Source organism: Mesorhizobium sp. C432A, from assembly GCF_030323145.1.
GTDB lineage: Bacteria > Pseudomonadota > Alphaproteobacteria > Rhizobiales > Rhizobiaceae > Mesorhizobium.
Genome location: NZ_CP100470.1, coordinates 1,412,432 through 1,425,836 on the forward strand (window position 1 = coordinate 1,412,432; position 13,405 = coordinate 1,425,836).

General features: G+C 64.4%; 10 protein-coding genes and 1 pseudogene. 8 read left to right on the forward strand and 3 right to left on the reverse strand.

The window, feature by feature from the left end; translation table 11 throughout:
• Nucleotides 1-50 precede the first annotated feature (50 nt).
• The 8 genes and pseudogenes from hemC (at nt 51) to NLY33_RS06820 (ending at nt 7,333) form a co-directional block, all read left to right on the forward strand.
• Nucleotides 51-974 carry a hydroxymethylbilane synthase gene (gene hemC / locus NLY33_RS06785; protein WP_023705005.1) on the forward strand — a complete coding sequence of 308 codons (924 nt, stop codon included), beginning with the start codon at nt 51-53 and terminating at the stop codon, nt 972-974.
• A gap of 46 nt (nt 975-1,020) precedes the next feature.
• The gene (locus NLY33_RS06790; RefSeq protein ID WP_353620305.1) at nt 1,021-1,722 is read left to right on the forward strand and encodes a uroporphyrinogen-III synthase; all 702 of its coding nucleotides are present in this window, start codon (nt 1,021-1,023) and stop codon (nt 1,720-1,722) included.
• Nucleotides 1,723-1,800: 78 nt separating this feature from the next.
• A pseudogene (locus NLY33_RS06795) lies at nt 1,801-3,290 on the forward strand (COG4223 family protein).
• A 10-nt stretch (nt 3,291-3,300) separates the two neighbouring features.
• Entirely contained in the window at nt 3,301-4,902 is a 1,602-nt protein-coding gene (locus NLY33_RS06800; RefSeq protein ID WP_023705002.1) for a heme biosynthesis protein HemY, read from the forward strand.
• A 76-nt stretch (nt 4,903-4,978) separates the two neighbouring features.
• Nucleotides 4,979-5,458 carry a tellurite resistance TerB family protein gene (locus tag NLY33_RS06805; protein WP_023702389.1) on the forward strand — a complete coding sequence of 160 codons (480 nt, stop codon included), beginning with the start codon at nt 4,979-4,981 and terminating at the stop codon, nt 5,456-5,458.
• A 14-nt stretch (nt 5,459-5,472) separates the two neighbouring features.
• Nucleotides 5,473-6,189, forward strand: a complete 717-nt coding sequence (locus NLY33_RS06810) for a glutamine amidotransferase (protein ID WP_023834670.1) — start codon at nt 5,473-5,475, stop codon at nt 6,187-6,189.
• Between the two features lie 187 nt (nt 6,190-6,376).
• Nucleotides 6,377-6,640 (forward strand): YMGG-like glycine zipper-containing protein, encoded by a 264-nt coding sequence (locus NLY33_RS06815; RefSeq protein ID WP_023670477.1) that lies wholly within the window; start codon nt 6,377-6,379, stop codon nt 6,638-6,640.
• A gap of 57 nt (nt 6,641-6,697) precedes the next feature.
• Nucleotides 6,698-7,333, forward strand: a complete 636-nt coding sequence (locus tag NLY33_RS06820; protein WP_023705001.1) for a LolA family protein — start codon at nt 6,698-6,700, stop codon at nt 7,331-7,333.
• A 30-nt stretch (nt 7,334-7,363) separates the two neighbouring features.
• Here NLY33_RS06820 and NLY33_RS06825 read toward each other — a convergent pair whose 3' ends face one another.
• The 3 genes from NLY33_RS06825 to NLY33_RS06835 form a co-directional block, all read right to left on the reverse strand.
• Nucleotides 7,364-10,567, reverse strand: coding sequence for an efflux RND transporter permease subunit (locus NLY33_RS06825; RefSeq protein ID WP_023705000.1), 3,204 nt, complete (start codon nt 10,565-10,567; stop codon nt 7,364-7,366).
• Nucleotides 10,564-11,670, reverse strand: coding sequence for an efflux RND transporter periplasmic adaptor subunit (locus NLY33_RS06830; RefSeq protein WP_023687741.1), 1,107 nt, complete (start codon nt 11,668-11,670; stop codon nt 10,564-10,566). Before NLY33_RS06830 ends, NLY33_RS06825 begins: the two co-directional genes overlap by 4 nt.
• Nucleotides 11,671-12,031: 361 nt before the next feature.
• Entirely contained in the window at nt 12,032-13,273 is a 1,242-nt protein-coding gene (locus tag NLY33_RS06835) for an MFS transporter (RefSeq protein WP_023704999.1), read from the reverse strand.
• Nucleotides 13,274-13,405: the final 132 nt, after the last annotated feature.

Below are 13,405 nucleotides of genomic sequence, written 5' to 3' on the forward strand. Positions count from 1 at the left end.
AGAGCGCCGGAAACGCAAAGCCAGCCGGGGGTTATCACGGACCGCGCGCCATGCAAACTTTGAAAATCGGAACACGCGGCAGCCCGCTGGCGCTCGCCCAGGCGCATGAGACGCAGGCGCGGCTGATGGAAGCGCATGGCATGCCGGCGGAAGCCTTCGAGGTCGTCGTCATTTCGACCAGCGGCGACCGCATCCAGGACCGGCCGCTGTCGGAAGCCGGCGGCAAGGGGCTGTTCACCAAGGAAATCGAAGAGGCGCTGCTGGCCGGCACGATCGATATCGCCGTGCATTCCTCCAAGGACATGCCGACAGTGCTGCCGGTCGGGCTGGAGCTGTCCGCCTTCCTGCCGCGCGAGGATGCGCGGGACGCCTTCATCGGCAAGGCGGTGGAGCGCATTGTTGATTTGCCGCAAGGCGCCAAGGTCGGGTCGTCTTCGCTCAGGCGTCAGGCGCTGATCCGGCGCATGCGGCCGGACCTAGACGTGGTCATGTTCCGCGGCAATGTGCAGACCAGGCTGCGCAAGCTGGAGGAAGGCGTCGCCGAAGGCACGATCCTCGCTTATGCCGGGCTGAAGCGGCTCGGGCTCGGCCATGTCGTCACCGATCTGATGCCGCTCGATGCTTTTCCGCCGGCGCCGGGACAAGGCGCAATCGGCATCGAAACCCGCATCGGCGACAGCGAGGTCGAAAAGATGCTGGTGGCCATCCATGATGTGTCGACAGGCCAGGCGCTGGCCTGTGAGCGCGCCTTCCTGGCGGCGCTCGATGGCTCCTGCCGCACGCCGATCGCCGGCTATGCGACGATATCGGGCGGCAGGCTGGTTTTCGCCGGGCTGATCATTTCGCCCGATGGCACGCAATCGCATGAGGTCAAGGCCGAAGGCTTGGCGCTGGATGCCGCTGACATCGGCACGGACGCGGCCAGGATGGTGCGGGTCAAAGCGGGCGAAACCTTCTTCGACGGCTGGGTCTGATATGCGTGTCCTGGTGACGCGGCCGCAACCTGGGGCGTCGCGAACCATGCGGCGGCTGCAGGAATTGGGATTTGAGCCGCTCCTTCTGCCGCTGACCGAAACGGTGACACTGCGGGTTGGCGCCGATGCTGCGAGCGACAATGCCGTGGCCGTCGCTGTGACCAGCGCAAATGCGGTGCGGCATGCGCCGAAAGAACTCATTCGTGCGCTCGCCGCCTTGCCTTGCCATGCCGTCGGACGCAGGACGGCTGAAGCGGCACGTTCGACAGGGTTCTTGTCGGTCAGCGAAGGGGCGGGCGACGCCGAGCGGCTGGCCGAGGCGATTGCTGCCGGCCTTTCCGGCAAGGCGGTCGTCTATCTCACAGGGCGCGTGCGGTTTCCGGCATTCGAGGCGCGGCTGCGAAAGGCCGGCGTCGAGGTCCGCACCGTCGAAACCTACGACACGATTTCGCTCGATTATTCCGATGCTGAAATCCGTACACGCCTGTCCGATCAGGCGGTCGACGCGGTGCTGCTCTATTCAGCCAAGGCGGCGGCAGCGTTGCAGGCCTTGGCCAGCCGGGCGGAACTGCGCGATCTCCTTGAAAACATGCAGGCTTTTGCGCTCTCCGAGCGCGTGGCAGCGGCGTTTGACAATGCCGCCGGCAAAAAATACGCATTGCGCGGGAAACGCAGGAGGAGGCGCTGCTTGAGCTGTTGCACCGCGGCGACTGAGCCCCGTGTCATCACGCCGCCCCTTTTCACCTGATGATGATGTGCTAGACCATTTTTCAAACCATCACGCGCCGTCGGGCGCCCAGACGAAGCAGGATTGCGGAGCCCAGGCATGGTCAAGACGCCGAAGATGCGACATTCGAAAAGCCGCCGCGAGCCGGTGACCATCGAACTCGAACCCGGCGCTGTCTCGCGCATTGCCGATGCGGATGCCGCCAAGACGGATGTCGCCAACTCGGACGACGTCGAGGCCCCGGCAGGGTCGGTTGCGGCTGAGGATGCGGCTGCCATGGCCAATGCGCAGCCGGAGACGCCTGACGAGCCCGTTCATGCCGATCAAGCCGATCTCGAGCCGTGGGAGCACTCCGACGCCGCGGCGCAGGCCGCTCCCGAAAGCGCCGATGCCAAGGCGTCCACCCAGGCGGAGCAGCCTTACCCCACCGCTTCGGATGCGCCACCGCGCGCCAGAACCTCCGACTTCAGTTTCGAGGATGCCTCGCCCAAGCCGGGTGCACCCAAGGAAACCCCAAGGACAGCCGGGAACCAGCCCATGGCCGCGCAACCGAAGCGCACGAACGGCATTGCCGCCGGCATCATCGGCGGTGTCATCGCGCTGGCAGCCGCCGGGGGCTGCAGTTTGCCGGCGTGCTTGGCGCTCCGGGCTCAGGGGCGGGCACGGTCTCGCTCGACGGCGTCAATGGCGAGATCGCTTCGCTGAAGCGCGAAATCGCCGACCTCAGGGAAGCCAGCGGCAATGGCGCCGCAACGGCCAAGGTCGACGGGCTGTCTTCGGCGCTGGATCAGGTCAAGGCCGATGTCGCATCGCTGAAATCGGCGGTCGAAAAGGACGGCGCCGGCGACAATGCCGGGCTTGCCGCGCTTGGCGACAAGGTCAAGCAGATCGAGACGGCGGTTGCCGCCCTTGGCCAGGCCGGTGGTGCAGCGCCCGTCGATCTCGCGCCGCTCAATGAAAGACTGGCGGGCCTCGACGCACTGGTGAAATCGGCCGGTGAGGCAGCCAAGACGCAGGAAGGCAAGATCGCCGCGCTGGAGCAGTCGGTGACGCAGCTCGCCGGCAAGGTCGATGCGCAGGCCTCGCAGCCAAAGATCGCGATGGCCATCGCCGCTTCGGCCTTGAAGGCGGCGCTTGACCGCGGCGCGCCGTTCGCCGCCGAGTTGGAGACCTTTGCGGCGATCTCGCCCGATGCACCGCAGATTGCAGCGCTGCGCCCCTACGCTGAAAAGGGCGTCCCGACCCGCACCGAGATCGCCGGCGAGGCCGACGCCGCGGCCAATGCGATGGTCGCGGCGGCGACGCCGGTCGATGAAAATGCCGGCTTCTTCCAGAACCTTTTGTCGAGCGCCGAATCGCTGGTCAAGGTCCGGCCGATCGGCGCCGTCGAAGGCGCCGGCGCGCCGGAAACCGTGGCGCGCATCGAAGTGGCGGTCAATCAGGGCGACTACGCCAAGGCGCTCAGCGAATACGCAACGCTGCCGGATGCGGTCAAGGCTGCTGGCGCCGACTTTGCCGGCAAACTGAAGGCGCGCATCGACGTCGAGACGCAGGTCGACGCGCTGATTGCAGGAGCGATGAAGGCATGAGGACGACACGATGATCCGCATTCTCATCTTTCTCGCCGCCGTCTTCGCCCTCGGTCTGGGCTTTGCCTGGCTGGCCGATCGTCCCGGCGAGATGGTCGTTACCTTCAACGGTTACCAATACCAGGTCAGCCTGATGGTGGCGGCGGTGGCGATCGTTGCCGTCGTCGCAGCGGTGATGATCGTCTGGTGGCTGATCAAGTCGCTGTGGAACAGCCCATACACGATCTCGCGCTATTTCCGCGTCCGCCGCCGCGACCGCGGCTACCAGGCGCTGTCGACCGGCATGATCGCAGCCGGCGCCGGCGACGGCGCGCTGGCCCGCAAGAAGTCCAAGGAAGCCGCCAAACTGATCCGCTCCGACCAGGAGCCGCTGATCCAGCTGCTCGAAGCGCAAGCCTCGCTGCTCGAAGGCGACCATGAGGGCGCGCGCGAAAAATTCGAGGCCATGCTCGACGACCCCGAAATGCGGCTGCTTGGCCTGCGCGGGCTCTATCTCGAAGCCGAACGGCTCGGCGACCGCAACGCGGCGCGTCACTATGCCGGCCGCGCCGCTTCCGTCGCGCCGCAACTGGCTTGGGCCGCCGAATCGACGCTGGAAGATCTGACCGGGCGCGGCGACTGGGACGGCGCGCTGAAGCTGGTGGAGGCGCAGAAGTCGACCAGGCAGATCGAACGCGACGCCGCCAATCGCCGCCGCGCCGTGCTGTTGACCGCCAAGGCGCAGGCGCTGACCGACAGCGACCCCAATGCAGCCAAGGCAGCGGCACTCGAGGCAAACAAGCTCGCGCCCGATTTCGCGCCGGCCGCGGTTGCAGCCGCCAATCTTCTGTTCAAACAGAACGATGTGCGCAAAGGCTCGAAGATCCTTGAGGCAGCCTGGAAGGCGGAGCCGCATCCCGAGATCGCCGAGCTCTACACCCACGCAAGGCCGGGAGATGCCGTGGTCGATCGTCTCAACCGGGCGAAGAAGCTGCAGGAGCTGAAGCGCAACAATGCCGAATCGTCGATGACGGTGGCGCGCGCCGCGCTCGATGCGCAGGATTTTTCCACCGCCCGCCGCGAGGCGGAAGCGGCGATCCGCATGGATCGCCGGGAAGGCGCTTACCTGCTGCTGGCCGATATCGAGGAGGCAGAGACCGGCGACCAGGGCAAGATCAGGCAATTGCTGTCCAAGGCGGTCCGCGCGCCGCGCGATCCGGCCTGGGTCGCCGACGGCGTCGTCTCCGAACGCTGGGCGCCGGTATCGCCGGTCAGCGGCAAGCTCGACGCTTTCGCCTGGCGCGCGCCGATGGAGCGGCTGGGCCAGCTCATCGACAGCCATGAAGACGAAGCCGATGTGCCGGTGCTTGCGGCACCCGCCAAGCCGGCAAAGGAAGCCGAAGTGATCGATCATCCGGCCATCGCCAGGACGAGCAGCGAGGCGCCGATCGAGCCGAAGCCTGCTGTGGGCGACGACCAGGTCACGCCGGTCACTTCCGCCGCTTTCGCCGCAATACCACCCGACGCCGAACCCGTCGAACCTGCCGAGGAACTGGCGCGGCTGCCCGACGACCCCGGCGTCGACCCCGATGACGAAGCGGAGAAGTCACCGCGCCGCTTCCGCCTGTTTTGATCCCTGAAGCATGATCCCAAAAAGTGGATACCGGTTTTTGGAAAAGATCATGCTCCAATAAAGTGAAGTGAGCACCATGTTCGAACGCGTCCTGGCCTTTCTGAAAGACCTGCCCTCCGGGGCTGGGGCTCGCGCGAATGCGGACGATCCGCGCGTTGCGGCGTCGGCTTTGCTCTATCATGTGATGAATGCCGACGGCGTACGCCAGGATGTCGAGTGGGAGCGGTTCAAGCAGGTGCTGGCGCAGAGCTATTCGATCAGCGGCGACGAGCTCGATGCACTGGCTGCCGCCGGCGAGCGCGCCGACAATGAGGCGATCGACCTCTATGCCTTCACCAGCGTCTTGAAGCGCCATCTCGACGCCGAGGCGCGCAAGGCTTTCATCGGCCTGATGTGGGAAATCGTCTATGCCGACGGCGAACTGCATGAACTGGAGGACAACACCGTCTGGCGCGTTGCCGAACTGATCGGCGTCGAGCGCCAGGATCGCGTCGAGGCGCGCCGCAAGGCGGCGGCCGCCGCGCCCGGCGCCAGCGGAACGTCGAGCGACGAATAGGATTCCGCCTTTCCATGCCGCCCAGACCGAGCTCGAAACCAAAAATCCTGATCGTGCTGCATCAGGAGACTTCGAGCCCCGGCCGGGTTGGCCACATGCTGCTCGAGGAAGGTTTCGACCTCGACATCCGCCGGCCGCCTCTTGGCGACAGCCTGCCGGAGACGCTGGAGGGACACGCCGGCGCCGTGGTGTTCGGCGGGCCGATGAGCGCCAATGACGAAGATGAGTTCGTCCGCCGCGAGACCAACTGGCTCAATGTTCCGCTAAAGGAGAACCGGCCCTTCCTCGGCATCTGCCTTGGCGCGCAGATGCTGGCCAATCATCTCGGCGGCAAGGTCGAGGGGCATGGCGAGGGGCTGGTCGAGATCGGCTGGTATCCGCTGAAGCCGACCGAAGCCGGCAAGAAGCTGCTGCCCTGGCCCGACATGGTCTACCAGTTTCACCGCGAAGGCTTTTCGCTGCCCAGGGATGCGACGCTGCTGGCGACGGCGGAAACCTACCCCAACCAGGCTTTTCGCTATGGCGACAATGCCTGGGGCATCCAGTTCCATGGCGAACTGACCCGGTTGATGATGCAGCGCTGGGTGGTGCGCGGCGCGCACCGTTTCGAATTGCCCGGCGCGCAGCCCGGCCGCGACCATCTCGGCGGCCGGCTGATCTGGGATATGCACCTCAAGCGCTGGCTGAGCGAATTTTTGAGCCTGATCTTCGGCAAGCCTACTGAGGGATAGAGCAAATCCAACTACTCTGAACGGCCGAGCTTGCCCAAAGACGACTTACCTATGGGAGGCGTGTACGATGGATCCGTGACCTTAGCCCGTTCCCGCAGATTTGGATTGCGCCCCAAACACTCCGATGGATCGAAAAACTCCGTGGCGCATTTGAGCTTCGGCTAATAACGGCCCCAGGAGAGAACCAATGAAGAAGACGCTGCTCATTTTAAGCCTACTCATTCCGCTCGCGGCATGCTCCCGCACCGAACAAGGCGCTGCCGTCGGTGGTTTGGGTGGCGCAGCTGTAGGCGCAGCAGTGGCCGGCGACCCGGTAAAAGGGGCGGTTGTTGGCGGTGCGGTCGGAGCGCTGGCCGGGGCGGTCATCGGGCACGCCAGCGAAGCCGGCCAGTGCAGATATCGCGGTCGGAACGGTCGAGTTTACGTTGCTCAGTGCCCGGACGGCTACTGATCTCAAAGGCGCGTGATCTCTTTCGATCACGCGCCTGCTCGGGGTAGGATAACTTGAATGGCATATGACAGCAAAAGACTGCTGGCTTTCTGGTTAGCCGTTGTCAGCGCTGTCGCGATAAACGCCGAACTTTCGACTGCGGCCTTGGCCGCACCTGTAGAAGCGAAGACGATTGCCGATCACTTCTCATCGGTAAAGTCCATGTCCGGGGACTTTGTCCAGTCGGGCCCAAGAGCGGAAAGGACCAAAGGGAAATTTTTCCTCCAGCGGCCGGGCAAGATCCGGTTCAACTATGCAGGCCAATCAGGGGTCAGCGTAATTGCAGATGGAAAATCCTTGGTGGTCTATAACAAGAAGCTCAAGACATCGCGGCTTTATGCTCTCTCGAAGACGCCGCTCAAGCTGCTCCTCGACAATCAGGTCAACTTTTCCGGCAATCGCCTCAAAAGTATCAGGGACGATGGCGCCCAGGTGATCATCAGGCTGGCCGACAAGTCGGCCTTCGGCAATTCGAATATCACTATGGTGTTTGACAGGGAATCGCTCGATCTACGCAGATGGACCCTGACTGACGAGAGGGGCCTTACCTCGACAGTCACCATATCCAACGTGAAGCAGGGCGTTCGCGCTCCTGCGGGCACCTTCACTATCGACTATGCTGCAAACCGTGAATTCAACACCAAAACGAAATAGTCGGCAGCGCCACGAACTGCCCGTGTAACACTACTCGGCGGCCGTCTCGGACGGCACCTCTGCCGGTGCCGAAGACTCGGCCTCGGCATGCGGCTTGCGCCGTGAGAACAGTGACCTGAGCGTGACGTAGAACACCGGCGTCAGGAACAGGCCGACGAAAGTGACGCCCAGCATGCCGGAGAACACCGCGGTGCCAAGCGACTGGCGCATTTCCGCGCCCGGGCCCGTCGCGATCATCAGCGGCACGACGCCGAGGATGAACGAGAAGGCGGTCATCAGGATCGGCCGCAGCCTGAGCCGGCAGGCTTCGACGGCAGCCTCGGCCGCCGACAGGCCGCGTTCCTGGGCCTGCCGCGCGAACTCGACGATGAGGATCGCGTTCTTGGCGGCAAGTCCGATCAGCACGATGAGGCCGATCTGCACGAGGATGTTGTTGTCCAGCCCTCGGAACGACACGCCGAGCAACGCCGCGAGCACGCCGAGCGGCACCACCAGCACGATGGCGAACGGCAGCACCCAGCTTTCATATTGCGCCGCCAGCGCCAGGAACACGAACAGCACCGAAAGTCCGAAGATATAGACAGCGGCATTGCCGGTGTTACGCTCCTGATAGGCGAGCTCGGTCCATTCGTAGGAGGTACCGGCCGGCAACGTCTGTGCCGTGATCGCTTCCATCTCGGCAAGCGCATCGCCGGTGGAAACGCCGGGCGCGGCGTTGCCCTGCAGCGGCACCGAGACGTACATGTTGTATCGCTGGACCAGCGCCGGGCCGGTGACGTCGCGGATCTCGATCAACGTGCCCAGCGGAACCAGCGCGCCGGTCGCCGAGCGCACCTTCAGCTTCAAGATGTCGGCGCGATCGAGGCGGAACGCCTGGTCGGCCTGCGCGCGCACCTGGTAGACGCGCCCGAAAGCGTTGAAGTCGTTGACGTAGGCGGTACCCAGATTGATAGACAGCGTCTCGAAGATGTTGGGGATCGGCACGTTCAGGATGCGCGCCTTGTCGCGATCGATCGCCAGGAAGAATTGCGGACTGGACGCGGAGAAGGTGGTGAACACGCCGGTCAGCCCCGCCGTCTTGTTGGCCTTGCCGGCAATTTCATAGGCAAGCGCCAGGATCTGCCGCATGTCGGCGCTGTTGCGCTCCTGGATCTGCAGCTTGAAGCCGCCGGCATTGCCGACGCCGCGGATCGGCGGCGGCGGCAGTGCGATAATGAAGGCTTCCTTGATGCTTTGCAGGCTGCCGAACAAATTGCCGATGACCTGGGTCGCGGACTGGCCGGCTTCCAGTCGCTCGTCAAACGGCTTGAACCTGGCGAAGATCACGCCCGCGTTGCTGGCATTGGTAAAGGTGGCACCGGAGAAGCCGGCGAAGGCGACCGCGTAGTCGACGCCCGGCGTTTTCTGGATGATCTGCGACGCCTGCTGGATGACGGCATCGGTCCGCGATAGCGAGGCGCCGTCCGGCAACTGGACGACGACGATCGCATAGCCCTGGTCGAGCGACGGAATGAAACCGCGCGGCACCGTCTGAACCATATAGACAGTGGCGTAGATGAGGGCCGCGAAAACGGCCAGCGTGGCGGCGATCGCTATTCGCGAGCCGACCAGCACGCGCACGATGCTCGAATACCAATGGGCGACCTTGTCGAAGCCGCGATTGAAGCCGTCGGCGAGCGCCCGTCCGAACCGCGCCAGGAAAAAGCGCGGCGGCGCCGCAGCAGTGTGGTGCGGCTTGAACAGCAGCGCGGCCAAGGCCGGCGAGAGCGTCAGCGAATTGAATGCCGAGATCGCCGTCGACACCGCGATGGTGATCGCAAACTGCAGGTAGAACTGCCCGGAAATGCCGGGAATGAAGGCTGTCGGCACGAACACCGCTATCAGCACCAGCGAGATCGCGATGACCGCCGTTCCGACTTCGTCCATGGTCAGGTGCGACGCCGGATTGGGCGCCAGCCCGCTGGCGATATTGCGCTCGACGTTCTCGACCACGACGATCGCATCGTCGACGACGATGCCGATGGCCAGCACGAGGCCGAACAGCGTCAGCATGTTGAGGGAGAAGCCGGCGGCGTAAAGCACCGCCAGCGTGCCGATCAGCGACACCGGGATCGCCACGATCGGCACGATCGCCATGCGCCACGATTGCAGGAAGACGATGATGACGATGATGACCAGCACCATCGCCTCGAGGATCGTCTTGTAGACCTCCTGGATCGACTCGGCGACGAACTCGGTCGGATTGTAGACGATGTCGTAGCTCAACCCCTTCGGGAAGTCCTGGGAAAGCTCCTTCATCTTGTCCTGGATCTCCGCGGCTGCGGCGAGCGCATTGGTGCCTGGCCGCTGGAAGATGGCGAGCGCCACCGCCGGTTTGCCGTTGAGATAAGAGTTGGTGACGTAATCCTTGGCGCCGAGCTCGATGCGCGCCACGTCCTGCAGCTGGATCAGGCGGCCGTCTTCGGCCGATTTGACGATCACGTATCGGAAGTCGCGTGCGTCGTTGAAGCGGCCTTGCGTGGTGACCGTGTACTGGAACGCCGTGCCGGTATTGGTCGGCGGCGCGCCGATGGAGCCGCCCGACACCTGGACGTTCTGGTCGCGCAGCGCCTGCACCACATCGCCCGAGGTCATCCCCAGGGCGGACAGTTTTTCCGGATCGAGCCAGATGCGCAGCGAATATTCGCGTTCGCCAAAGATGATGAGGTCGCCAACGCCGTCCAACCTGAGCAATATGTCGCGCACCCGCGAGCGGGCGTAGTTCGAGACGTAGAGCTGGTCGTAGGTATTGTCGGGCGACAGCATGTGCACGACCATCATCAGGTCGGGCGAGCTCTTGATGGTGGTGATGCCGAGGCGGCGGACTTCTTCGGGCAGGCGCGGCTCGGCGACCGAGACGCGGTTCTGTACCAGCACCTGCGCCTGGTCGAGATCGGTGCCCAGCTTGAAGGTGATGGTCAGCGCCATCGCTCCGTCGCCGGACGAATAGGACGACATGTAAAGCATGCCCTCGACGCCGTTGATCTCCTGCTCGATCGGCGTTGCCACCGTCGCTGCGACCGTCTCGGCGTCGGCGCCCGGGTACTGGGCGCGAACGACGATGGTCGGCGGCGCGATCTCGGGATATTGCGCGATCGGCAGCTGGGTATAAGCAATCCCGCCGAGGATCAGGAGGACGATCGAAACCACCGATGCGAAGATCGGACGGTCGACGAAGAAATGGGCGAACCTCATTGCTGCAACCCGGCGGTCTCGACCTTGGGCGGCAACGTCACCATCTCGACTTTCACCTTGGTGCCGGGCCTGGCGTGCATCAGCCCGTTGACGATGATCGTCTCGTCGCCGGTCAGGCCCGCGCGGATCACCCGGTAGCCGTCGAGAAGCGGGCCGGTGCGCACGGGCTTCGCCGACACCATCCCGGCCTCATCCACCAGGTACACGATGCGGCGATCCTGATCGGCGCCGACCGCCTCGTCGGGCACCAGGACGCCGCTATGCGGCAGCGACCCCGGCACGTTGATGCGCCCGAACATGCCTGGCTGGAGAACGCCGTCGGCGTTGGCAAACCTTGCACGCACCCGCATGGTGCCGGTCGCGTTGTCGATCCGGTTCTCGGCAAAATCGAGCTTGCCCTTGAATACCGCCTCCGCGCGGTCGGCGACGCGAACCACCACCTCGAGCCCGCCGGCGCCTTCCTGCATGCTGCCGCCGCGCTCCTTCGCGTCGCGTGCGTAGCTGAAATACAGGCGCTCATCGACGTCGAAATAGAAGTCGATCGGATCGCGCGTGACGATAGTCGTCAGCAAGGTGGAATCCGGCTGCACGAGGTTGCCGACCGACACCAGCCGGCGGTCGATGCGGCCGGACAAGGGCGCCTTGATCTCGGTGAACTCCAGGTTCAGGTTGGCCGTCGTCAGCGCAGCCGTCGCGCCTTGCATCTGCGCCTGCGCCGAAAGGTATTCCCGCCGACGGTCGTCGACCGTCGCGGCCGAGATATTGCCGGTCTTGGCGAGTTCATCGGCGCGATCCAGCTGCATCTTGGAGAATTCGAGCAGGGACTTGGCGACGTCTACTTGCGACTTGGCGGCATCGTAGGCCGCCTGGTACGGACGCTGGTCGATGGTGAAGAGCAGGTCGCCCTTGTTGACCAGTGCGCCGTCCTGGAAGCTGATCTTGTCCAGATAGCCGCTGACGCGCGAACGGATGGCGACCTCGTCGACGGCTTCGAAGCGCCCGACGAACTCGTCGTCTTCGACGATTTCACGCACCACCGGCTTGGCCGCCGTCACCACCGGCAGTTGCTGGTCCTGCGCAAACGCGTTGCTGCTGAAAGCCATGCCGAGCAGGAATGCCACTGGGACGGCGGAGCGGGCCAGCCAGCCGACCGATCGGCTGGGTCGCCCGCTTGCGTCGCGATGCGATTGCCGATTCCCTGAAGTGTCCATTTGCGTCCCCGCTAGCTGGACCCGGAGGTCGGGTGGTTCTCTTCTATATTTAAGGTTTCTCGTCGAGACCAGAGCACTGCAGTATTGTGCATGGCAACATAATCATTTTCCATATGGACTGAAATGTCCACCCTGTGGCTGCCCCGCCATCTGGCTAGTTCGCCCAGAACCGGCCCATCCGCTTCCGGCCCATCTCAGCCGTCATCGGCGCAAGCTGATTTGGACCGAGCGCCGGATCCTGCGGCTTACTCGATCAGTTGCGGCTGTTGAGATGCCGCACCCTTCGCAGTTGCGGAAACAGCACCGCCCACAGTCCGGCGACGGCAATCGCACCGACGCCGCCGATCACCACCGCCGGCACGGTGCCGATCAGCGCCGCCATGGTGCCGGCGCGGAACTCGCCGACTTCGTTGGAGGCGCCGACGAAGACCTGGTTGACGGCGTTGACGCGGCCGCGCACCTCGTCGGGTGTCCACAGCTGGATCAGCGTCTCCCTGATATAGACGCTGAACATGTCGGTGGCGCCGAGGCCGGCAAGGGCCAGGATCGACATCCAGGTGATGGTCGAGACGCCGAACAGCACGGTGAAGGCGCCGAACCCGGCGACGAAGCCGAGCATGATCTTGCCGGCACTGTCGCGCAGCGGATGCCCGGCAAGCCAGACCGCGACACAGATGGCGCCGATGCCGGGCGCCGAGCGCAGCAGGCCGAGGCCCCACGGGCCGAGTTCCAGAATATCGCGGGCATAGACCGGCAGCAGCGCCGAGGCACCGGACAGAAGCACGGCGAAGAGGTCGAGCGAGATGGCGCCCAGGACGATCTTCTCGCTCCAGATGTATCGGAAGCCGGCAAACAGCGTCTCCATCGTCGGCTTGTCGGTGGCGCTCTGCTGGGCCGGTTTCGGAATGGTGAAGATCAGCAGACCGGCCACCAGCATCAGCACGGAGGCAACGGCGTAAGCGGCTTCGGCCGAGACGCCATAGAGCAGGCCGCCGGCGACCGGGCCGACAATGGTCGCCGTTTGCCAGGCGGACGAGTTCCAGGCGATCGCATTGCCGAAATCTTCCGGCGGAACAAGGTTGGCGAACAGCGACGACGAGGCCGGCCCATAAAAAGCGCGCGCCAGGCCGAACATAGCCAGCACGATGAAGATCGGCAGCGGGCTGACGAGACCGCGCAGCGTGAAGTACAACAGGACAAGCGCACAACCTGCCTCGACTACCGTCGCCAGCGCCATGATCAGGCGGCGGCCGAAACGGTCGGCGACAACGCCGGTGACCAGCACCAGCAGCAGCGACGGCAGGAACTGGACGATGCCGACAATGCCGAGATCGAAGGGATCGCGCGTCAGATCATAGATCTGCCAGCCGACGGCGACGGACACGATCATGGTGGCGAAGGTGGTCAGGAAACGCGCCGCCCAATAGCTCAGGAAGGAGCGATGGCGGAAGGCGGCGTAACGCCGGTCAGGCGGTGTATGGGAATGGGATGTCATTGATACAGGCCCCGTTGCTTGCATTGGCCGGCGGGGCACTTCCCGGAAATGGGCGCTGTTCCGGCCAATGAAACTTATCAAAGTTCGGGGCGCGTATGCGTGAAAATCGGGCCTGGATCAAGTGGTTTTCCA

Bases quoted from the DNA above. Each gene is read 5' to 3' on its own strand.
- NLY33_RS06810 (WP_023834670.1), top strand. From the start codon at position 5,473: ATGCCGCCCAGACCGAGCTCGAAACCAAAAATCCTGATCGTGCTGCAT.
- NLY33_RS06790 (WP_353620305.1), top strand. From the start codon at position 1,021: ATGCGGCGGCTGCAGGAATTGGGATTTGAGCCGCTCCTTCTGCCGCTG.
- NLY33_RS06830 (WP_023687741.1), bottom strand. From the start codon at position 11,670: ATGGCTTTCAGCAGCAACGCGTTTGCGCAGGACCAGCAACTGCCGGTG.
- NLY33_RS06820 (WP_023705001.1), top strand. From the start codon at position 6,698: ATGGCATATGACAGCAAAAGACTGCTGGCTTTCTGGTTAGCCGTTGTC.
- NLY33_RS06835 (WP_023704999.1), bottom strand. From the start codon at position 13,273: ATGACATCCCATTCCCATACACCGCCTGACCGGCGTTACGCCGCCTTC.
- NLY33_RS06800 (WP_023705002.1), top strand. From the start codon at position 3,301: ATGATCCGCATTCTCATCTTTCTCGCCGCCGTCTTCGCCCTCGGTCTG.
- NLY33_RS06815 (WP_023670477.1), top strand. From the start codon at position 6,377: ATGAAGAAGACGCTGCTCATTTTAAGCCTACTCATTCCGCTCGCGGCA.
- hemC (WP_023705005.1), top strand. From the start codon at position 51: ATGCAAACTTTGAAAATCGGAACACGCGGCAGCCCGCTGGCGCTCGCC.
- NLY33_RS06825 (WP_023705000.1), bottom strand. From the start codon at position 10,567: ATGAGGTTCGCCCATTTCTTCGTCGACCGTCCGATCTTCGCATCGGTG.
- NLY33_RS06805 (WP_023702389.1), top strand. From the start codon at position 4,979: ATGTTCGAACGCGTCCTGGCCTTTCTGAAAGACCTGCCCTCCGGGGCT.